Source organism: Caldiplasma sukawensis (genome assembly GCF_052315375.1).
Classification (GTDB): domain Archaea; phylum Thermoplasmatota; class Thermoplasmata; order Thermoplasmatales; family Thermoplasmataceae; genus Cuniculiplasma.
The window spans coordinates 1-20,021 of the sequence record NZ_JBLSDG010000012.1 but is presented as its reverse complement, the minus strand read 5'-3'; the positions used below and the strand labels follow the sequence as shown (position 1 = coordinate 20,021).

Below are 20,021 nucleotides of genomic sequence, written 5' to 3'. Positions count from 1 at the left end.
TTGCATTATTAATAATTTTGTGATACAATTTAATATCAATTGCGCATTTTTACTGCCACACCTTTTTCTGTAGTCATCATTGCCAGGCTAGGCATCTTTGCCACACCAACTCCCCTTGCCTCTCCATTATGAGTTATAACAACCTCATCTTCTTGTCTTATATCTTCAGTGCAGTTTTTAATGCCCACTGAATAAATATTTGCTGTGGGATAAAAATCATCAATTTCAACAATAAATTTATTTTCCTTTATGAAAATGTTTGATGCGTTTTTGTTTATTGTTAATTTTCCCATATCTTCTCTGTAAATAAAATACGGGTTATTTTTTTCCACAAGCATGAATTGATTGAACATTTTTTTCAACTCAAGATTTTCAATATATTTCAAAATCCACTCACCAAATTGGTATTTTGCTGTTGAAATAAGTTTTTCTTGTAAAAAATTTCTTTTTCTTACCTTATGGCCTTCTTTTATTATGCTATCAAGATAATTATTCAAAACATTGAATGATTCAGAATCTTTTTTATCCCATTTAATGAATTTTCCATTTTTACCAAATTTCTTTTCGAGAAATAAGAGTGAATCATCAACAAAGAATACTATTTCATCATATTTATTATTTTCCAGATATTTGGAAATAAGGTTTTCTAGCATGTTCATCTCATCCATGAACCACTGCCCGGTAACTGGAATGTCGTAAAAACCTGCAGGATATGTTTCTTCCAAATCCCTAGGAACTACTCCCACGGGTGATGTTAAGATTACTTCATGAATGTGATATCTTCTATTCCCAAGTGATTGGATAAGAGCTTTATGTGTTTTAGATGAGGAATAAGGTTTTTTTGCACTACACGGAATAAAAAGGCAGATTTTCAAATCTTTTGGTTTTCTGTAATCTTCAGATATGAATTTTCTATATCTAACTATATCTGGTCTCCCAAGTGATATGAGATCTGTTGATAAAATAGAATTTGTCCTTCTTGGAAAAAATTTCTCATATATATGTCCATATTCGTTTTCAATGATTCTCAAAGCTTCCACTGACCTATTTGATATTGACCATTTTTCAACGATCTCAATCAATTTACCTGTTGAAATTGAATTAGAGAGTAAATCTATTTCCTTTTTCAAAAAATTCCTGTTTGTTTCAATGTTTAACTTTTCCTTTCTGTTTATTCTACCAAACATTGAATATTCAATTCCCAATGCAGATTCATAATCTGACATAAGTGTGTCAAAGCAATCTACGCCCATAAGAAATTCAACGGGCAAAAGATAAGGATCAGATATGCCGGGGACATAGAGTAGTTTTGAATATCCAATATTTATCTTTAATTCTAATAAAGTTCTTACAAATCTTCTTGATTTTATGATGAAAGAAGGATCTATTTTTGGAATTATAAAATGATCAGATTCATAAAGTTGAATTTTACCAGAAGAAAGTTGAACCTCCCTTAAAAAACATTTTTCTTCCAAAATTTCAAAGGAATTAAATGTTGATTTTACTGATTCGGGAGTTATGATAAGAGGTAAGTTATATGAAGCGTCATCTTTTAAAATCAATTTTCCTGTTCGTGTCAACCCAAAAAATTTTTCGTTAATTATCACGTAAGGTTATTTTTCTTTTGAATAAATCTTTAATTGATTTATTTTTTAAAATGATTTCTGATGGAATTTAATTTTTCAATTTAATCAAAGTAAATTGAGGATTTTTTAATCACATTATGTAGAAAAAGTAGTACAAATATTATAATATTTCGAAATCACGCAAATTTTTTCAACTAATTGACATCCATAACAATAATTTTTTTTATTAATTGATTGTGGTTTATTTTTTTGATCACATTTCTTCCTGATTTATTAAATTAATAATAAAATTTTACTGGTAATAATTTTAGTATTAGCATGTTTCGTTATAGCTTAATCATTTTTTAACATTAATAATGGAAAAAATTTATTACCATGAAAAATTATAACATTCTTATGGAAAGTAGTGATGAAAATATCACCGTTGTTAACGAGGATAAGAAGTTGAAGAAGGAGCTATCCTTTGTTCAGCTATTATTCCTTAGCATAGGAGGGATTATAGGTTCAGGGTGGCTTTTTGGGGTAAATGATGCAGCTGCCACAGCTGGGCCCATAGTTTTCATATCCTGGATTATAGGAGGGATTATAGTTTTAATAATAGCCCTTACCTATGCAGAGCTCTCGGCAATGATACCAAGAAGTGGAGGAGTTGTTAGGTATCCACACTATACCCATGGAAGTTACACAGGTTATATTTTGGGATGGGCTTATTTGCTCTCTGCAATTACTGTCCCATCTATTGAAGCAGTTGGGGCCGTCACATATCTATCATCTCTGCACGGACTTTCATTTTTGAGCTATGGTGAAACAACGATTTTTGGGCCTACAACATTACTTACGGATCCAGGTATACTGATTGCAGTTCTTCTAATGATCGGATTTTTCTTTCTCAACTATTTTGGTATTAAATTCCTAGGAAGATGGAATGAATATTTTGTCTATTGGAAATTAATAATTCCTACCCTTACGTTCATATTCCTGTTTTTCCTGTTTAGAGGAACTAACTTCACCTCAGTAGGTGGAGGTTTCAATCCTGTTGGCTTGCCTTTTGTTTTCACAGCAATTCCAAGTGCAGGAATAGTTTTCTCATATCTTGGGTTCAGGCAGGCCCTTGAATTCGGAGGAGAGGCAAAAAATCCTCAGAAAGATATACCAAGGGCGCTTATACTATCCATTATTATAGCAGTTTTTGTTTACACAATTCTTCAGGTCGCCTATATTGGATCAATTAGACAGTCAGTGTCTGGTCTTGTTCCCTTTTCCTGGACTGCACTATCAAGCAATTTATCAAATTACTCTGCATCACCCATATATACAGTGTTTACTCATACCAGCATAGCGTTCTTCGGTGCTTGGGCCACAATTCTTCTTATCGATGCAGTTATTTCACCCTCAGGAACTGGATGGATATACCTTGGTACTAGCACAAGGGTTATCTATGGTCTTTCAACTGACGGATATTATCCTAAGAAGTTCATGGAAGTTAACAAAAAGAATGGAATTCCATTCATTCCATTGATACTTTCATTGGTAATAGGTTCAATATTCATAGCACCATTCCCTTCATGGTATGAACTTGTGGGTTTCATATCATCAGCAACTGTTTTCACATACATAATGGGAGGAGTTGGACTGAGAATATTCAGAAAGAAAGTTACAGATATTGAAAGGCCATTCAGATTGAGCTACAGCAGATACATAGCACCAGCAGCCTTCGTTGGAGCATCCCTTATAGTTTACTGGTCAGGTTATATAACACTAACCATACTCTTGCTTTTGATATTTGCAGGGATACCTGTTTATATGCTGATTTACGGACCTGAGAAATTGAAAATTAAGAGATCTAACCTGGTTACCATCTCTGTGATTTACTGGATAATTATAGCTTTGGCATTTTACATTTCATACTACTACATAATCACACCTGCAATAACAAACATTTCACTTGGAATCCCGGCCCCGGGGTCAATCTTCACATACTTCGGAATATTTTATGTGATGGTTGCTGCTTCTTCTCTTATCGTTACAGCATTATTGTTAAGCTGGGCTTCTGATGAGACCAAGAAGGAGATCAAATCAGGAGTATGGCTTGTATTTTACATGCTGTTCATGCTACTCATGTCTTACCTTGGTGCATTTGGACCATATGTTTCACCACTCTATGGAAGCACAGTTTCCTTCCCATATTCACCTTTACTGGCTTTTCCTTACGATTCAATTCTTGTAATAATAGTGACACTAGGATTCTTCTATTATGCCATAAGATCAGGTTATGACGAAGATGACATACACTCAATACTGGCAGAGGAAGGAGTACCATTAAGAAGTTTTGAAACACAAGAATCTTAAAATTTTTAAAACACCATTTTTCATTTTTCAAAATCGTTATATATTGCATTGTTATACTTGACATTACGCACAGCCAATAAGAGCCAGTGTAAGCGAAAATAGTGATGGACTTTTGTTCCGTATGATCTATTTGTTCCAATGCTGGCAAAATATGAGGTTATGAGTGGCTTCATAACTGATTGTTGATGGTAAATTCCTGTCAATTCAATAAGTTTTGTTCGGTATTGGATTAACTCCGGTTGATCCTGCCGGCGGCTACTGCTATCAGGTTCCGACTAAGCCATGCGAGTCAAAGGTCGTAAGATACTGGCGTACTGCTCAGTAACACGCGGACAATCTACCCCCAGGTGGGGCATATCCTCGGGAAACTGAGGTTAATTCCCCATAATTGCTCTATGCTGGAATGCTTGAGCGATGAAAGATTTATCGCCTGAGGATGAGTCTGTGGCCTATCAGGTAGTATGTGGTGTAAAGGACCACATAGCCTAAGACGGGTACGGGCCTTGAAAGAGGGAGCCCGGAGATGGACTCTGAGACACTAGTCCAGGCCCTACGGGGCGCAGCAGGCGCGAAACCTGTGCAATGCGCGAAAGCGCGACACGGGGAGCCTGAGTGCTCTAACTTAGTTAGAGCTTTTCTTAAGCCTAAAAAGCTTAAGGAATAAGAGCTGGGTAAGACGGGTGCCAGCCGCCGCGGTAACACCCGCGGCTCGAGTGGTAGTCACTTTTATTGAGCCTAAAGCGTTCGTAGCCGGATTTGTAAATCTCTAGGAAAATACTCGTGCTCAACATGAGAAATTCTGGAGAGACTGCAAATCTAGGGACCGGGTGAGGTTGAATGTACTTCTGGGGTAGGGGTAAAATCCTGTAATCCTAGAAGGACGACCGGTGGCGAAGGCGTTCAACTAGAACGGATCCGACGGTGAGGAACGAAGGCTAGGGGAGCAAACCGGATTAGATACCCGGGTAGTCCTAGCTGTAAACTCTGCCCACTTGGTGTTGCATCTTTGGTAAAGGGGTGCAGTGCCGGAGCGAAGGTGTTAAGTGGGCCGCTTGGGGAGTATGGTCGCAAGGCTGAAACTTAAAGGAATTGGCGGGGGAGCACCGCAACGGGAGTAGCGTGCGGTTTAATTGGATTCAACGCCGGAAAACTCACCGGAGGCGACCTGTGTATGAGAGCCAACCTGATGAGCTTGCTCGATAGCAGGAGAGGTGGTGCATGGCCGTCGTCAGCTCGTACCGTAGGGCGTTCACTTAAGTGTGATAACGAGCGAGACCCCCACCATTAATTGCCAATATATTCGTGAGGATATATGCACTTTAATGGGACCGCCAGCGCAGAGTTGGAGGAAGGAGAGGTCGACGGCAGGTCAGTACGCCCCAAATCTTCCGGGCTACACGCGCGCTACAAAGGATAGGACAATGAGTTGCAACCTCGAAAGGGGAAGCTAATCTCGAAACCTATTCGTAGTCAGGATTGAGGGCTGTAACTCGCCCTCATGAATCTGGATTCCGTAGTAATCGCGGGTCAACATCCCGCGGTGAATATGCCCCTGCTCCTTGCACACACCGCCTGTCAAACCATCCGAGCTGGTGTTGGATGAGGCTTTGTTCGAAAGGGTAAAGTCGAATCTGATGTCAGTGAGGAGGGTTAAGTCATAACAAGGTATCCGTAGGGGAACCTGCGGATGGATCACCTCCTAAGTTATTTACCTGGCAGGAAAACCATCGACTTTGGCTGTGTTTATGAAAATTTTTTATATTGATTTTTCATGAGTATGGTGTAGATGATATGACAGTTGAAGAGGACCTAATTGAAGTACAAAAGAAAGTTGAACGTAAGATTGGCTCACTAGGGAAGGGAAAATACGCAAGGATAATTAGATTGGCAAAGAAACCAGATCAGAATGAATATGTAAAGGTTCTTGCGATTACTGGTGTTGGATTGATAATTTTAGGAGGAATTGGATTCCTCATTTATATAATGATGAACCCTTTTCATCTTTGAAGTGATAATGATGGGAACCATTGAGGAATACAGATGGTATGACTTCAGTAGAATCACTGAAGGGGAAACATATTGCGGTAAAACTGAGAGCTTTCTTCTAACAATTAAAAATATACAAAGGGGAAAAAGGAAATTTACAATTAAATTTGATTTTCAATTTTATGTTAGGGATCCGAGTATATCCTGGTCATATAAGGCAGGGGATGAAGAGCCTGAACTTATTAACGAAAATGAAAAAAATGAGAGGGAAATAAAATTAGAAATTGATGGAAATTTACAAAAAGAATTAGTTTTATCAATAATAACACCAAAGGGTGGTTTTCAGGATGACACTCTGAAGTGTAAAATTTCTGTTAGATCTGAAGATGGTGTAAATTCTTCGTCAGAGGAATTTGAATTGAAACTGACATCAGTAATTGTTGCTGTAAAGACCAATGTAGGAAAAGAGTTTGAGGTTGCTAGAAGCATTGTAAATGAGGATGAAAAGGATACTGAGGAAAGGAGAGCAATAAATCCTGAGGCGAAAAGGGAAATAATGGCCATAATGGCCCCTTTTGAATTGAAGGGTTACTTTTACCTTGAGACCATGCATCCTGACAGGATTCCATATATTGCCAGGAAAATAAGAAATTTTAAGGGTGTTGTGAACGGCATAATATCCATTAATGATATAGCAGATAAGCTTACACCAAAGCCAGCTGTGTCTGGATTGGATCCAGGTTCATTTGTGGAACTGGTAAAAGGCCCATTTAAAGGAGAAAAGGCAAAAATATTAAATGTAGACAAAGAAAAGGAAGAAGTAACAGTACAGTTCATAGAATCTGCAATGCTAATACCTGTGAAGGTAAGGGCAGAGGATCTGAGACTTATCGAATCTGGAAATTAAGATGAGAGCAAAAAGGGCCTCAGAGAACGAAACCAAAATTTTCAGAGAAGAAATTAAAAAAATTTTAGAAAATCCATTATTGACAGTTCCCGAATGTATAGATGGTGGGTTCCTTTGTCCTTTTAATAATTACAGAAAAAAACTATATAAAAATGTGGACCTTTCAATATTTGATAAATCAGGGGATGAATTTTTAAGGGCACTTGCTGAGACTTCAAGGGCAGTAAATTCGGATCTCAGATACTCAGGTCAGATCAAAACACAATTTGGAATTGCAAATTTTTTCAGGAAAGGGGATTCAGACCAGTATGTTCTCGCAGGGATACAAAACTGGGAAAATGATATTTTCAGAATGCTTTCTTTTTCACGTATTGTGAATGGAAACAGAGCAATAATATACTCTGCAGGTAATTATTTCAAAGCGTCCTGTAAGTTTAATCCTCCAGAGAATGAATTTACTGAGGAGTTAAAAAATAGAGAATTTCAAAGAGATCATCTGATTGATAATTACATAAAAGCAGGTGATGGAAAGATAAGCCTGAGCATAAATCTCATGGGAAGAAAAATAATTGAAACTGGAACTTCCAGCAGAAAGAACTCTCTTTCCATGCTTTTGAAACACATATTTGTTAAAAATCCTGAAAAGTTTGTTTCTCTGAGAGTGGATTACCTTGAGGAGTTTTATAGCAATCTTGAAATCGATTACACTTCAAAGTATTTTCGAGGAGAAATTTCCGACTCAGATTATATTGATAGTATTGTTAAAATAAGAATTGAAAATGGTGCAAAAAACGGCAGATTCATTTGTAATGGAATTCCATACAATTCACTTGATGATCTGATGAAACATATAGGAATTGAAGAAAATTTAAGAGCCATAATAAGTGAAATCTGGAAAAAGGATGAAGGAATAATTCTGGAAACACCCAGCAAAGGAAAATTTCTTGAATATATATGGCCTGAGAAAGGTTTGGAGATACTTAAGAGATTATTTCCAAAAATCCCAATAAAGGAAATAGAAAATCAAAAAGGAATGCCCTATGAGATAATTGAAAAGTTAAAATGGAAGGATGACTGGAACGGTGTTAATGAAAAAATAAAATTGGAAACCTGGTCAGAGAGTTCCAGGTTTTACAGAGATTGTATATACACTGCATATCTTGGGAATATGGATAGGTTATCATCCCTCATTCACAGTGAAGGCAGAAAATCAAAGGAAAATGAGGCAGTTGAATATGCGTTTGAACATTATTACGGATTGAAAAGCTCAAACGCTTATGATGATGAAACAAAAATAAGGGGAGAAATAGTATTGAATTCATTGAAAAAAATTGCAGAAAGCAATTATTCCGATATTACTCCGTTTTATGAGATAAAATATATTCTAAGGTAGGTAGATATGGCTCGTCACGTACTTTCAAACAAAGACAAGAAGAGATTAAAAACCATGCTTCAAAGCATAGGTTTATGGAGAGATACTATGGAAAACTGGAAAATTGAAGTTGAGGAAGTAAAGAAAACAAATTATTTCTCCGTATCCGGAGTTTTAATTGGAATGGAAAAAGACGGTTTCATTCCTTCAGTATCCCTTGTAAATGCAGCTAAACCAGAGAATCATATGATTTCAGTGGATGACGGGGCAGTACCACATATTGAAAACGGGTCAAATGTGTTTTCAAAAGGTGTGGTTTGGGTTTCCGGTGATTTTAAAAAGGGCGATATGGTCTTCATAAAGGATCAGAATAACAGATTTATTGGAACAGGAATAGCAGAGATGGATCCAGAAGAAATGATGAAAAGAGGAGGTGGAACCGCCGTAAGAACGCTCACAATAAAAAAAGAAGATTGATTAAAATAGTTTTAAGATAAATTAATTAAATTGATTTTATTCTAATTAACATGGACGAAGAAAGTATTTTGAATGCGGGAGATGAACTTCCTGAGTTTGAAACAGTGGATCAGGATGGAAATAATATAAATAGCAAAAACATTGTTGGGAAACCTTCAGTTATATACTTTTACCCGAAGGATAACACCCCTGGGTGCACAACTGAGGCTTGCGAGTTCAGGGACAACATGAATATGTTTAAGGATAAGGGTGTGGATGTATATGGAGTGAGTACAGATTCCAAAGAGTCACATAAAAAATTTCAGGAAAAGTATGGACTCAACTTCAGGTTGTTGGTAGACAAAGAAAAGGAAATTTCAAAAAAGTTTGGGGTTTTGAATGATAAAACTGCAAAAAGAACAACCTTCATAGTTGGACCTGATGGAAAAATAAAATACGTTTTTAAATCGGTCAGTCCAAAGGGACATTCCATGCAGGTTTATGAAAAGATGAAGGAATTGGAAATGGTGGATTAATCCACTATAATAAATTTATAGCCATAGTGTATAATTCCACTGGAACCATCCTGGCCCAACTTCCTGAAGACTTTTTTCACCTTCCTTCCTATTTTTAGATCCTTCTCATCGCAATCCACAATTTGGCCAAGAATAACTGGGCCCTCAACAGATTTTATTAGTGCGAGAACATAGGGTCTCTGCCTTATAAATGCCGGTGATACTTCGTGTACAACTGTGAAGGATACGATTGTGCCTTCTCCGCTCAGTTCAACAGGTTCCATTCTTCCAAGTGATTCCCTATGGCAGAATGGACACACGTCCCTTGGGGGAAAGAATATCCTCTCACAATTACCGCATTTTCTACCTGTTAGCCTGTATCTGTTTTCTGTCTCTCTCCATATTCTTGATAACTCACCCATTTTTATACCCCCGTGATGTGAACAACAGAAGCGGAACCTGAACCTGCCATGCTATAAACAAGGGAGTGCTCTACACCTTTTATCTGTCTCTGTCCTGCTTTTCCCATTAACTGAAGATAGGATTCCACCATCTGGCCCACTCCAACTGCCCCAAATGGATAACCTTTTGCCTTCAATCCTCCCGATGAATTGATTGGTAAATGGCCATTAATACCTATTCCACTTTCAACGATTTCCTTTGCCTTCCCTTTTTCAGCAAACCCTAGGTCCTCGATCTGCATCAGTCCGTATATGCTGTAAGAATTATGAAGCTCCAGATGATTTATCTTGCTCCTTGTTAATCCTGCTTTTTTGAAAGCTTTTTCAGATGCCTTTCTTGCTGTATCTATGGTATAAATTTCTTCCCTGGACTGGATTGAAAATGAACCCTGGGACATTTCTGATGAGAGAATTTTTATTCCATCTTTCTTCTCTTTTTTAACAAAATTCTCTGATGCCATTATGATTCCTGATGCACCGTCACTCATTGGGGCACAATCCATAAGACCAAGGGGTTCAGATATCCATACACTGTTTAACGCTGCTTTCATGGAAAGTTTGTTTCTGAAATGAGAAACTGGATTCATTGAAGCATTTTCATGATCATTTATTGATATCTTTGCAAGATCTTCCCTCTCTACCTTAAATGTTTCCATGTATAATCTGGCAGACAGAGCTGCAATTGCAGCAGGAGTTCCTCCAACGAAGGATTCCCACTCTCTGTCCAGTATTGATGATGTTATGTCAATCATCTCATTTCCATAAAGTTCAGTCATCTTCTCTGCTCCGATAACCATTGCCACATCTATCTCTCCGGACTTAAGTGCCATATATGCCTGATGAATGGCAGCGGCCCCGGAAGCGGTTGATGCTTCAATCTTTATTGCAGGTATATCTTCACTTGAAAGTCCTGCGTGATCCGCAATCAGGGCCCCCAAATGTTCCTGTTTGCTTATTATTCCCCCCAGGCTATTACCTGCATATATTATGTCCAGGTCTTTTGTCCTTAGTCCTGCTGATTCAACAGCCTTCAATCCTGCCTCAACAGTTATGTCCCTTAATGACCTGTCCCACAGTTCTCCATATTTGGATTCGCCAGCGCCTATAACATAAACATCACTCAATTTCATCACCTACAACAAGTTTCTTCTTGAACTTTGCATACATTCCATAATCTATAAAAATTGTATTTTCCATCATTTTCTTTATTGTATCTGCCTTTGATTTCTGTTTTTCAGATATTTCATCTGTTATCTCTATATGGAAAGAATCTGAACCTGCCCCTGAACCAAATGAGGTGGCAAGTATTCTCTGACCAGGCTTTGCAATATCAAGTATGGCAGATAATCCTGTCATCATGGAACCTGAATATGTATTGCCGATGAACGGTGTTAACAAACCATCCTTGTACTGTTTTTCCTCAAAACCAAGAAGGGAGGCAGCTCTCATGGGAAATTTTCCATTTGGCTGATGGAAAACACAGTAGTCATAATCCTCAGGCTTTGTTTTCATTCGCTCCATCATCATCTGTGAGGCTGAAACAACATGCCTGAAATATGCTGGTTCCCCCGTAAACCTCTCTCCATGAGTTGGATATGGCTGTCCCTCCCTTCTCCAGAAATCAGGAGTGTCTGATGTGACTGAAAGTGTAGATATTATCTCCGCTGCAACTCCCTCTTTCCCGATGATCATCGCAGTTCCTCCTGCAGATGCTGAGTATTCCAACACATCTCCGGGAGCTCCCTGAGAGGTGTCGGAACCTATGGCCATTCCATACCTTATCATTCCTGAGTTTACCATACCAAGAACGTTCTGCATACCTGCAGTTCCCGCCTTACAAGCAAATTCATAATCAGCTGCGAACGTGGAAAAATTTGAACCTATTGCGGCTGCAACTATTGTTGCTGTTGGCTTGACCGCATAAGGATGACTCTCTGAACCCACATATATTGATTCTATGAGACTTCCCTTAATATTGCCTCTTACTAATGCATTCCTTGCCGCCTCAACGGCTATTGTTGCAACATCCTCATCTGGTGAGGGGACAGATTTGCTCATAATATATATGCCGTTCTTTATCTTCTCGGCATCCTCTCCCCATATTCTTGCTATTTCATCTGGTTTAATCCTGTATCTAGGTATATAGGATCCCCAGGAAACTATCCCTGCCATAAAATGCTCAATTTGCCTTGATATTTAAAATGTGATGTGAGTGTATTCATCAAATGTCGAAGTTTATTATTTTAACTCACAAACTCATATTTTGTTGTGATTTTTCATTGAGAATTTCTCTCCTTTTTCTGAATATCTGGAAAGCTTCACCCAAAATTAGACCGAATGTGAATGCCAGAACAATATTGAATACTGTGCTGAAAAGTAGATTAAAAGGAAATTCCAGCTCTATAATTAGCCTGGTGACATAAGAGATTAACCACAATGCTGTGATAATAATTGATCTTTTGTACATCATCCTGTTATCTGACATGTAAACCTGAGTTGCATCACCCAGCAAAAATCCAATTAATGTTCCAATAATGAGAAGTGAAATTTCCATAACTATGTATATCCCACCAAGTGATGGGAGAAAGAATGAAACTGCTGTAATCAGACCATAGATGAAAGTCCTCATTATTACACCTGAAGGCCTGAGGACGGTACCTTTTACATATCTGGATAATCTTCTTAATATTAAAAGGGAAAATATGGCAACAAAAACAACCAGCACATATATGTTTTGTGCAGATGGTTGACCTGTTGTAGAGGTTAAATTTGTGTATATAATCATTCTTACATTATATTGCCATAATATTTAATCCTTTCGTAGAGCCATTCACTTTTCTGCGAGATTATATCAATTTTATATTCTCTTCTTACTTTTCTGAAAAAATCTTCCATTTCATTAATCCAATTTGGATCAATAAGAACTTTTGAATTGCCTTCACCTAGTTTCATTATATCACTAAGCATCTTATCGGAATAGCGGTAAGAAGAATAGAAATCATATATGATCCTTACTCCAATCTCTTCGGCAAAATCCAATACATCCCTAATTCCATCCTTATCATCATTAATACCATGTATTAAGGGCCCAAGATATATCCATACATCCTTAACCTTGCCTGAAATTTCTTTCAAAGCATTCATTCTTGATTTTGGAGAGGGTGCATTAGGTTCTATGACCCTTGAAGTACTCAGTCTTAATGAATTTAGAGTTATTCCAATATCCACATCAGATGGAAACCTTTCATAAATTCCAATATCCTTCAATATTAGGGGAGACTTCGTTTGTATTGATACGTGAAAACCAGAATTTAAAAGAATCTCCGCCCCCCTTCCAGAAAGATGGTACTTCATTTCGGAAGGCTGGTAGGGATCTGTGATGGTTGACATGCCCACGATTCCCCTTGGTTTTTTAATGATTTCCATTTTCAGGATTTCTAATATGTTAGTCCTGGCATAAATTACCTCACCCCATCTATCTATGGCATCCTGCTTTGATGTGTAGTCCATTGCATAACAATATTTACAACCGTGAAAACATCCTATGTAAGGATTAAAGGCATATTTTAACTCCTTCATTGAGGATTTTCCAAGTGCAGTTGAAGCTTTTGTTTCAAATACTTTCATTGTCATCTGAAAAACCTGTCCAGGTTATTCCTCAAAGTGTTGAATACTGGAGACTTCTCCTTCCACTGCCTTATATCAGTTGACATGAAACCAGATATGTAATTGAAAGCATCTTTAAGATCATTAAATAACATTGGCTTTTCTTCATAAATTTTTCTCATATTTTCCCTAACAAACCAGACACCCAGTGGCAATGAAAATGAAGGATAAATTTCTCTCCATGTTATGGCACCGGACTGTCTCTTTCTCTTAATTAGAAATTCAGAAGTGGCAAGTCTTGATGAATAGTAGCATCCACCTATTTCAGGATACTCATTCCTTCCATTGTATCCTTCCCCATCTATTTCAACATATGGCGTCTGACCGAAATAGTTCCATGAACTTCCAGGAAACCAAGCTTCACCCCATTCAAAGATCCATTTTTCCGGAAGCAAGATGGAAATGAAGAGGTTTCCATCTACCTTCCTGATATATACCTCATAATTATCAATGGTTTCAAAATCCTTGATTTTCTCAACAAAATAATCTGAAAGTGTGCTGTCAACGGATGTTATTGCCCACCTTGTTGGTACCAGTTTTCTTCTTCGTTTAACACCCATTGCACCAATGCTCATAATCTTTGATATATTCCACACGTCCACACCATCATTATATAACTGAATTATGCTGGATTCCGCCTTGAGATCCGTATCATAATATACTTTTTCTGCCCTTTTCCCCACACTTGAATTTTCAGCACTGAATTTTCTTAATGGTGCAGCAGGTCCCATTGGAGGGGAATGTTCATCCAGTTCAAAATCCTCCCTTATATTTCCATCAAAATCCATCTCCACCTCTATAGATCTGTCGGATAGAGACATTATCTGTATTTCCTGAAATAAATAATCAGGGTCTGAAGCAACTGAAGCATCTTTTATGATCTTACCTCTTATCATAGATGACCTCTCTTCTATAAATTGACCATACTTCATAGATAACCATCTTTTGGGATCTTCATAAAATGAAGTATCACCATGCTCTATGGATGATACAGGGTAAACACCAAGCTTTGGATATCCATAATGTCCAACAAAAATACCAGGGGGAGATGATCCACTAAATCTTGAACCATTCACTATGCTGATTTTTGATTTTATGTTTAATTTAACCTGTATTGGACAGAATGAAAGTCCACAAAGGAACCTGCCTCCTCTGCATCTTACGCACAGTGATGCAGGTATTGAGAGCTTTGTCTTCATTACCTTATAGCATATTTTGGATATATATGAGGCTTTACAATTCTTAAAAATACCATATAATTATTTTAGAATGCAGAGATTAGCCATAGGATGAAACTGTTTGAACCATTTGAAATAGAGGGTGTAGAATTGAAAAACAGGATTGCCATGGCTCCTATGATCTCAAATCTTGCCAATCCGGATGGCAGCCCATCAGAAGCACAGATATCATATCTGGAAGAGAGAAGTAAGGGGTGTTTTGGTCTTCTTTTTACTGAGTATTCTTTTGTGAATGGAGTCAACGCAAGAGGATCAAGAAATCAGATGGGATTCCATAACAGAGATTATATTCCAAAACTAAGGAGACTAACTGAAAGGGTACACATGCACGGAGCAAAGATATTTGCACAGTTAGTTCATGCTGGAGGAAAGGCCATGTCAGATGGCAGAGTTGCCCCATCTGCAGTTGATTATATGGGAAGGATACCAAGAGAATTGTCTGAAGCCGATATCAATGGGATAATTGAAGATTTTGCATTTGCTGCTGGTACTGCATACCTTTCAAATTTTGATGGTGTTGAGATTCACGGGGCACATGGCTATCTTGTACAGGAGTTTTATTCACCTTCCCTGAACAAAAGAGAGGATGATTATGGGATTAAAAATGAAAGTGGAACCAAACTTGCTCATGAAATATTAAAGAGGATAAGGGAAGAATTTAGATTTCCAGTAGGTATCAGAATTTCTCTGTATGAGGATGACCCAGACGGTTATGATGAGAATTATGGAAAAGAGATTGTAAATAGATTGAAGGGATTCAGCTTCGTTCATGTTTCCGCAGGAAGAAATGCCCCTCCTGGTTCAAGTGCTTCATTTTACTGGCCAAAAATGCATATAGGTAGAAAAATCAAAGACCGGTTTCAGATTCCAACCATTCTTGTAGGGTCCATAAATGATATGCAAACAGCAGAGGAAGCACTGGAAATATGTGATGTGGTGGCACTGGGAAGAGCTGCCCTTGCAGATCCATACATCCCAGAGAAGTGGAGAAGAAAAATGCCTTATATACCATGCATAAGGTGTAACCAGGCATGCAGGGATCTGTCATATGGTGAAGTGAGGTGTACAGTAAATCCTTTTACGGGATTTGAAAAATATATGAATATAAGAGGTGGAAGTGGTAAGGTTGTAATAGCGGGAGCTGGCATTTCAGGACTCTATGCTTCCATATTTCTCTCAGATTTGGGATTTAAAGTTGAGATACATGATATCAATGATAAAATAGGAGGGGTGCTGAACAGCATCATTGATGTATACAAGAGGCAGGAATTTCATAGATTGCTGGAATACTTCTCTTCTGAGATTAAAAGAAGGGGTATTAGATTCATTGGAAACAGCAGATTATCTGTTGATGAGTGCGACATAATGCTTACGGGCAATGATCCCTATCCTGATCTGAAAAAGGGCGATGAGATCTTTGTGGATTCAAATATATATAAACATCAGGATCAGGCACTTGCCCTGGCAGAAAATTCCAAGGTGTTCATGACAGAAAGAAGCCTAAGTTCACTGGACAGAGACAGGGCTAGTTCATACAGAAAGATAGGGGAGAAAAAAGGTATTGTTTTTGTAAAGGAGAGAGATCATAGATTCTCTGAAAGTTTTATTGTTAACGGCCAATACGACATTTTCCAGGCTGCAAAAAAAGGTATATCTGAAGCAATGAAATTTGCCCAGTTCAATCATTGATATTTTCCTTTTTCTCACTCTTTTCAAATCTCTTTTTTCTTTCGTTGAAATTTGAGATCTCCTCTTTTTCCTCTTCCGTAAGCTCAACTGGTTCCTGTTCAATATCCACAATGGCCTTTGAAGGTATGTAATCTGTCAGGAAGACATCATTACTTGCCCTGTAAATGTTATGACCTGATGATAATACCTCATCTGACTTTATGCCAATTATATATGGGGTTGGACTGTGAAAAAGTCCTGAAACTTTTGCCTTTCTGTATGTACCTGAAAGGTGGATGTAAGTTCTGTCAGATGGAAGAATTCCTGATTCCTTTATCATATCCTTTTCCTCTTCGCTTGTGAGGAAAAAAAGTATCTCAGGAATGTTGTCCTTTGGAAGATCGGAAAGATCAACAGGTATTGTGTGATCGTAGGTTGCCCTGATTTCGTTTCCTTCCACCTCATATCTCCCTCTTGGATCTGTCCTTGCAAAAGCTTCAATATGAACAGGGGTTAGCCAGGAATATTTTCTATGCTGACCCTTTATTGCTGGAACAAGGACGTAAATTTTCACATAGCCATGTCTGTTGAGCCTTATACCATACCTTTCGGGAAAATGTCTGAGTATGCCTGTAAGAATCCTACCGAATGATACGACCTCATCAGGATACATCAGTATCTTACCATCCCTTGAACATACAGGGCACTTCAAGGCCCTGAAATAACCATGTTCTCTGCACTGTAATAAAGCGTTGTCATCATTCAATTTTATCACCCATAAACCTTGAAAGATCCCCAGTGATATCAATTCTGCTGTACTCCCCTTTTAGGGTATTTGTTACTGCAAGACCATTAACCTCCTTGATTATTCTTTCAGAGGAGTTGTTGAGAAATAGCCCATGTGTAGCAGATACAAAAATTTTATTTGCCCCCTGATTCCGGATTATTTTAGCAGCATCAATTATTGTGTTTCCTGTTGATATTATGTCATCTACAAGAAGAACGTTTTTACCCTGAACATCAAGACTTTTCACTTTATGCTCAACCTCACTGGAGCTGATCCTCTTCTTTTCCATGTAATCTGCTCTGCATTTAAGATTTTCCGATACCTTTTTTGCTCTCTCAAATGCACCATCATCGGGGGAAATCACAATATCAATGTCATTCCCACTGAAGTGCCTTGATATTGGTCCAGATGCACTGAAATCGTCTACGATTTTTGAACTGTATGAAAATGATGATTTATCGTGTATGTCAACAGTGAAAATATGATCCGATTTTTCCGAGATGTTTTTCATCATGACCCTTGCGGATACGGCCTCCCCTCTCTTATATGCCATGTGCTGGCGGGAATAACCAAAATAAGGTATTAATGAGTATAATTTTCTGCATTTCATCTCCCTGCATGCATCCAGAAGAAAAAATGCCTCTATTATTTGAGAGTCTCCCCGTAAATTGGCCACGACCATAACGTCTTTATCAGTGAGATCTTCTTCAACCCTTACATACATCTCCCCGTCTGGGAATCTCTTCACTTCAGTTCTTATTAATTTATTCCCACTTTTTTCAGATAAAGATGATGCAAAATCCTCCGTTCCCTTTGTGGAAACCAAATACATATGAAGATTATGTTAAATATTTATAAATATGTAATCTTATCAACCAATGAGATTGATTCAATCCTTTTTCATAATGAACCATCTGGAAATGAATGTTTGACCTTCCTTTATAAATCCATATTTTTTCTTCATTTCCTCCCACTCATCCCTGGTAACACTTCTCATATCATTTTGTGATGATGATTTATTCACACTTATGAATGCGAACCCAGAGGGCTTTAATATTCTTATAACCTCTTTCATTGCACCCTCATGATCCGTCATACAACATATCATAAGATGAGATAGTACAAAATCAATAGTGCCCGACTCTATTGATGCAATTTTATTTCCAGGTTCACATAATGTTATTATGTTCTTTATGCCTTTTTTTGTAATTGCTTCATTCAGAAAGTCAATGGCCTTTTTATTTGGATCTATTGCATAAATTGTTGATTCCGGATGTTTAGCTGCCAGCCTTATTGAATAATACCCAGGCCCAGAACCAATATCAGCGATTTTGGCTCCTTTGATAATGTATTCATTGATAATATTTAGGGGAAATTTTGAAATTCCTCGAAGTGGTGAGCTCAAAACAAAATTTGGTATGTATCTATCATTTACCATTAAAAGAGAATCAAATTAATATTAATATGCTAATCTGTCAGTATTTCAGCTTCAACACAAAATATCTTGCTACATTGATGTCACATTCTGAGGGAATTTCCGTTTTTTTTCCAGGTTCCAACTTCAACACCTTCTTACCTGTTATGATCCAGCTACCATTCTTAGCATTTGGAACCTCTTCCACGAAATATTTTCCATCCTCGTAGCTTATAATTATCTGTTCCCTGGATATGAAATTTAATTCCGGAACGTTTGAATAAAATTTTCTGAAGAAATCCCTCCCTATAATCTGTGGGTATGTAAAAAAAGTTTCCTGCATTCCGTTTGGACCATAAAAAGTTAGTACTCGCTCTGGAACTCTGGAGGACATTGTACTCTTAATTATTATTGTGTTTAAAATTTTTGTGAAGGAGGATAAATGTTAAATTTTCTTGATTCTATGCTGACAATTAATAAATAATCCCAAACAAAAAATTTCTCTAATAATATAATGAAAAATTGAATGAAATATAAAAATTACTTTAAAATTATATTAATGAATTCACATCTTCAAAATATAATATTATAATGTTGAAAATTCTAATTTAAAATTACTGTTTTTACCAGATAAATAAAAATTTTTGAAATGGTTTTGTTCTTGGATTAGATGTTGTAAAAGTGATTTTTATTTATCTAAATTTTTAAATAATTTTAAACGAAAAGAAAAAGGATCAGTTTCAAATTCAATTTCAAATTCAATTAGTTCTTTTATCTGTAATAATAAATTTTTTTCTTTTTCTGAAATTACATTAGTAATTTCTGAATCCACTAATTTTAAAAGTTCTTCTTTATTAATGCCACTCTTAGTTAGAGCTTCATTGATTCTTTCTCTCCCTACAAATTCTTCGTCAAAGCTTAACATAATCTTTGCATAATTGAGCATGCGATTAGGATCCCTTAATGATAAATATGGGTTTATTACCAATAAAATTTCCTTCAGCAATTTTTCCATTGCAGCTTTGTACTCATTTGTGGTTTCTTTGTGATGACGTAACTTTAATAATGCTTCTGCCTTTGCTTTATGAAATTCTGGATTTGAATGATCTAAAATGATTGCAATATTAAATTCCTCATTGGCCTCTTCATAACGTTTTAATATTTTTAATGTGAGTCCCTTGAGAAAATGATATTTTGGCTCTAATGGATTCAACCAAATGGCAATTTCATACTGAATTATGGCTTCTCTATATTTATGTAATTTTGATAATTCAAGACCCATATTACAATGGTAATCTGGATTGCTTTCTTTAGCAATCTCCTCTGCATTACTGTAACCACACTCCCAAGTATCCATATCATATGTTCTAGACCATTTATTTTTAATAGTTTTACTCAAAATTACTCACTATTACTTTATAATTATTACTTAAATAAATGTAACTATCTACTCTTTAAAGTAATTTGAATTTTATATGATAGTATCCCGAATTTTGTGTAAGAACAAATGAAATAACTCCATCAACAATGGATAAATTTCATGAAACATAAAAGGATGCCTCCTAAGAACAACCCAAGGAGGCAATGAATAATGGAAGAGTTTGATAAAAAGATAT

General features: G+C 37.0%; 19 protein-coding genes and 1 rRNA gene. 8 read left to right on the top strand and 12 right to left on the bottom strand.

The window, feature by feature from the left end:
• Window positions 1-35 precede the first annotated feature (35 nt).
• Window positions 36-1,562, bottom strand: a complete 1,527-nt coding sequence (locus tag ACNF4Z_RS06390) for a DUF5591 domain-containing protein (protein WP_458328410.1) — start codon at window positions 1,560-1,562, stop codon at window positions 36-38.
• 420 nt (window positions 1,563-1,982) lie between these two features.
• On the opposite strand from ACNF4Z_RS06390, the gene ACNF4Z_RS06385 reads away from it, so the two are divergent.
• From ACNF4Z_RS06385 to ACNF4Z_RS06355, 7 genes are all read left to right on the top strand, one after another.
• Window positions 1,983-3,935, top strand: a complete 1,953-nt coding sequence (locus ACNF4Z_RS06385; RefSeq protein ID WP_458328409.1) for an APC family permease — start codon at window positions 1,983-1,985, stop codon at window positions 3,933-3,935.
• Window positions 3,936-4,167: 232 nt separating this feature from the next.
• Window positions 4,168-5,636, top strand: a 16S ribosomal RNA gene (locus ACNF4Z_RS06380).
• Window positions 5,637-5,726: 90 nt separating this feature from the next.
• Complete coding sequence (locus tag ACNF4Z_RS06375) at window positions 5,727-5,942, top strand: protein translocase SEC61 complex subunit gamma (protein WP_458328408.1); 216 nt, start codon at window positions 5,727-5,729, stop codon at window positions 5,940-5,942.
• A gap of 10 nt (window positions 5,943-5,952) precedes the next feature.
• Entirely contained in the window at window positions 5,953-6,828 is an 876-nt protein-coding gene (locus ACNF4Z_RS06370) for a transcription elongation factor Spt5 (protein WP_458328407.1), read from the top strand.
• Window position 6,829: 1 nt separating this feature from the next.
• Window positions 6,830-8,221: a hypothetical protein gene (locus ACNF4Z_RS06365; RefSeq protein WP_458328406.1), complete on the top strand. Its 1,392-nt coding sequence runs from the start codon at window positions 6,830-6,832 to the stop codon at window positions 8,219-8,221.
• 6 nt (window positions 8,222-8,227) lie between these two features.
• Window positions 8,228-8,677 (top strand): DUF1947 domain-containing protein, encoded by a 450-nt coding sequence (locus tag ACNF4Z_RS06360; RefSeq protein WP_458328405.1) that lies wholly within the window; start codon window positions 8,228-8,230, stop codon window positions 8,675-8,677.
• A gap of 50 nt (window positions 8,678-8,727) precedes the next feature.
• Window positions 8,728-9,192 (top strand): peroxiredoxin, encoded by a 465-nt coding sequence (locus tag ACNF4Z_RS06355; RefSeq protein ID WP_458328404.1) that lies wholly within the window; start codon window positions 8,728-8,730, stop codon window positions 9,190-9,192.
• Here the strand turns inward: ACNF4Z_RS06355 and ACNF4Z_RS06350 are convergent.
• The 6 genes from ACNF4Z_RS06350 to ACNF4Z_RS06325 all read right to left on the bottom strand — a co-directional run bounded on the left by ACNF4Z_RS06350 (window position 9,189) and on the right by ACNF4Z_RS06325 (window position 14,497).
• Window positions 9,189-9,593 (bottom strand): Zn-ribbon domain-containing OB-fold protein, encoded by a 405-nt coding sequence (locus tag ACNF4Z_RS06350; RefSeq protein WP_458328403.1) that lies wholly within the window; start codon window positions 9,591-9,593, stop codon window positions 9,189-9,191. The genes ACNF4Z_RS06355 and ACNF4Z_RS06350 overlap by 4 nt on opposite strands.
• Before the next feature lie 2 nt (window positions 9,594-9,595).
• Window positions 9,596-10,762, bottom strand: coding sequence for a thiolase domain-containing protein (locus ACNF4Z_RS06345; RefSeq protein WP_458328402.1), 1,167 nt, complete (start codon window positions 10,760-10,762; stop codon window positions 9,596-9,598).
• Window positions 10,749-11,804, bottom strand: a complete 1,056-nt coding sequence (locus ACNF4Z_RS06340; protein WP_458328401.1) for a hydroxymethylglutaryl-CoA synthase — start codon at window positions 11,802-11,804, stop codon at window positions 10,749-10,751. Before ACNF4Z_RS06340 ends, ACNF4Z_RS06345 begins: the two co-directional genes overlap by 14 nt.
• A gap of 76 nt (window positions 11,805-11,880) precedes the next feature.
• Window positions 11,881-12,417 carry a hypothetical protein gene (locus tag ACNF4Z_RS06335; protein ID WP_458328400.1) on the bottom strand — a complete coding sequence of 179 codons (537 nt, stop codon included), beginning with the start codon at window positions 12,415-12,417 and terminating at the stop codon, window positions 11,881-11,883.
• A 2-nt stretch (window positions 12,418-12,419) separates the two neighbouring features.
• Window positions 12,420-13,265 (bottom strand): radical SAM protein, encoded by an 846-nt coding sequence (locus ACNF4Z_RS06330; RefSeq protein WP_458328399.1) that lies wholly within the window; start codon window positions 13,263-13,265, stop codon window positions 12,420-12,422.
• Window positions 13,262-14,497: an Nre family DNA repair protein gene (locus ACNF4Z_RS06325; protein ID WP_458328398.1), complete on the bottom strand. Its 1,236-nt coding sequence runs from the start codon at window positions 14,495-14,497 to the stop codon at window positions 13,262-13,264. Before ACNF4Z_RS06325 ends, ACNF4Z_RS06330 begins: the two co-directional genes overlap by 4 nt.
• A gap of 90 nt (window positions 14,498-14,587) precedes the next feature.
• Between ACNF4Z_RS06325 and ACNF4Z_RS06320 the strand changes: the two genes are divergently transcribed.
• On the top strand, window positions 14,588-16,225 hold the full coding sequence (locus ACNF4Z_RS06320) for an oxidoreductase (RefSeq protein WP_458328397.1): 1,638 nt from the start codon (window positions 14,588-14,590) through the stop codon (window positions 16,223-16,225).
• On the opposite strand, the gene ACNF4Z_RS06315 is transcribed toward ACNF4Z_RS06320, so the two are convergent.
• The 5 genes from ACNF4Z_RS06315 to ACNF4Z_RS06295 form a co-directional block, all read right to left on the bottom strand.
• Complete coding sequence (locus ACNF4Z_RS06315; RefSeq protein WP_458328396.1) at window positions 16,215-16,970, bottom strand: RNA 2'-phosphotransferase; 756 nt, start codon at window positions 16,968-16,970, stop codon at window positions 16,215-16,217. The genes ACNF4Z_RS06320 and ACNF4Z_RS06315 overlap by 11 nt on opposite strands.
• Window positions 16,963-17,823, bottom strand: coding sequence for a ribose-phosphate diphosphokinase (locus ACNF4Z_RS06310; RefSeq protein WP_458328395.1), 861 nt, complete (start codon window positions 17,821-17,823; stop codon window positions 16,963-16,965). The genes ACNF4Z_RS06315 and ACNF4Z_RS06310 overlap by 8 nt, the downstream gene beginning before the upstream one ends.
• A 57-nt stretch (window positions 17,824-17,880) precedes the next feature.
• Window positions 17,881-18,429, bottom strand: a complete 549-nt coding sequence (locus ACNF4Z_RS06305; protein WP_458328394.1) for a class I SAM-dependent methyltransferase — start codon at window positions 18,427-18,429, stop codon at window positions 17,881-17,883.
• Window positions 18,430-18,466: 37 nt separating this feature from the next.
• The gene (locus ACNF4Z_RS06300; protein ID WP_458328393.1) at window positions 18,467-18,799 is read right to left on the bottom strand and encodes a hypothetical protein; all 333 of its coding nucleotides are present in this window, start codon (window positions 18,797-18,799) and stop codon (window positions 18,467-18,469) included.
• A gap of 294 nt (window positions 18,800-19,093) precedes the next feature.
• The gene (locus ACNF4Z_RS06295) at window positions 19,094-19,762 is read right to left on the bottom strand and encodes a hypothetical protein (RefSeq protein WP_458328392.1); all 669 of its coding nucleotides are present in this window, start codon (window positions 19,760-19,762) and stop codon (window positions 19,094-19,096) included.
• Window positions 19,763-20,021: the final 259 nt, after the last annotated feature.

What these genes read in the sequence shown, in the direction of transcription:
- ACNF4Z_RS06385 (WP_458328409.1), top strand. Translation starts at nt 1,983, where the DNA reads ATGGAAAGTAGTGATGAAAATATCACCGTTGTTAACGAGGATAAGAAG.
- ACNF4Z_RS06375 (WP_458328408.1), top strand. Translation starts at nt 5,727, where the DNA reads ATGACAGTTGAAGAGGACCTAATTGAAGTACAAAAGAAAGTTGAACGT.
- ACNF4Z_RS06370 (WP_458328407.1), top strand. Translation starts at nt 5,953, where the DNA reads ATGGGAACCATTGAGGAATACAGATGGTATGACTTCAGTAGAATCACT.
- ACNF4Z_RS06365 (WP_458328406.1), top strand. Translation starts at nt 6,830, where the DNA reads ATGAGAGCAAAAAGGGCCTCAGAGAACGAAACCAAAATTTTCAGAGAA.
- ACNF4Z_RS06360 (WP_458328405.1), top strand. Translation starts at nt 8,228, where the DNA reads ATGGCTCGTCACGTACTTTCAAACAAAGACAAGAAGAGATTAAAAACC.
- ACNF4Z_RS06355 (WP_458328404.1), top strand. Translation starts at nt 8,728, where the DNA reads ATGGACGAAGAAAGTATTTTGAATGCGGGAGATGAACTTCCTGAGTTT.
- ACNF4Z_RS06350 (WP_458328403.1), bottom strand. Translation starts at nt 9,593, where the DNA reads ATGGGTGAGTTATCAAGAATATGGAGAGAGACAGAAAACAGATACAGG.
- ACNF4Z_RS06345 (WP_458328402.1), bottom strand. Translation starts at nt 10,762, where the DNA reads ATGAAATTGAGTGATGTTTATGTTATAGGCGCTGGCGAATCCAAATAT.
- ACNF4Z_RS06340 (WP_458328401.1), bottom strand. Translation starts at nt 11,804, where the DNA reads ATGGCAGGGATAGTTTCCTGGGGATCCTATATACCTAGATACAGGATT.
- ACNF4Z_RS06335 (WP_458328400.1), bottom strand. Translation starts at nt 12,417, where the DNA reads ATGATTATATACACAAATTTAACCTCTACAACAGGTCAACCATCTGCA.
- ACNF4Z_RS06330 (WP_458328399.1), bottom strand. Translation starts at nt 13,265, where the DNA reads ATGACAATGAAAGTATTTGAAACAAAAGCTTCAACTGCACTTGGAAAA.
- ACNF4Z_RS06325 (WP_458328398.1), bottom strand. Translation starts at nt 14,497, where the DNA reads ATGAAGACAAAGCTCTCAATACCTGCATCACTGTGCGTAAGATGCAGA.
- ACNF4Z_RS06320 (WP_458328397.1), top strand. Translation starts at nt 14,588, where the DNA reads ATGAAACTGTTTGAACCATTTGAAATAGAGGGTGTAGAATTGAAAAAC.
- ACNF4Z_RS06310 (WP_458328395.1), bottom strand. Translation starts at nt 17,823, where the DNA reads ATGTATTTGGTTTCCACAAAGGGAACGGAGGATTTTGCATCATCTTTA.
- ACNF4Z_RS06305 (WP_458328394.1), bottom strand. Translation starts at nt 18,429, where the DNA reads ATGGTAAATGATAGATACATACCAAATTTTGTTTTGAGCTCACCACTT.
- ACNF4Z_RS06300 (WP_458328393.1), bottom strand. Translation starts at nt 18,799, where the DNA reads ATGTCCTCCAGAGTTCCAGAGCGAGTACTAACTTTTTATGGTCCAAAC.
- ACNF4Z_RS06295 (WP_458328392.1), bottom strand. Translation starts at nt 19,762, where the DNA reads ATGGATACTTGGGAGTGTGGTTACAGTAATGCAGAGGAGATTGCTAAA.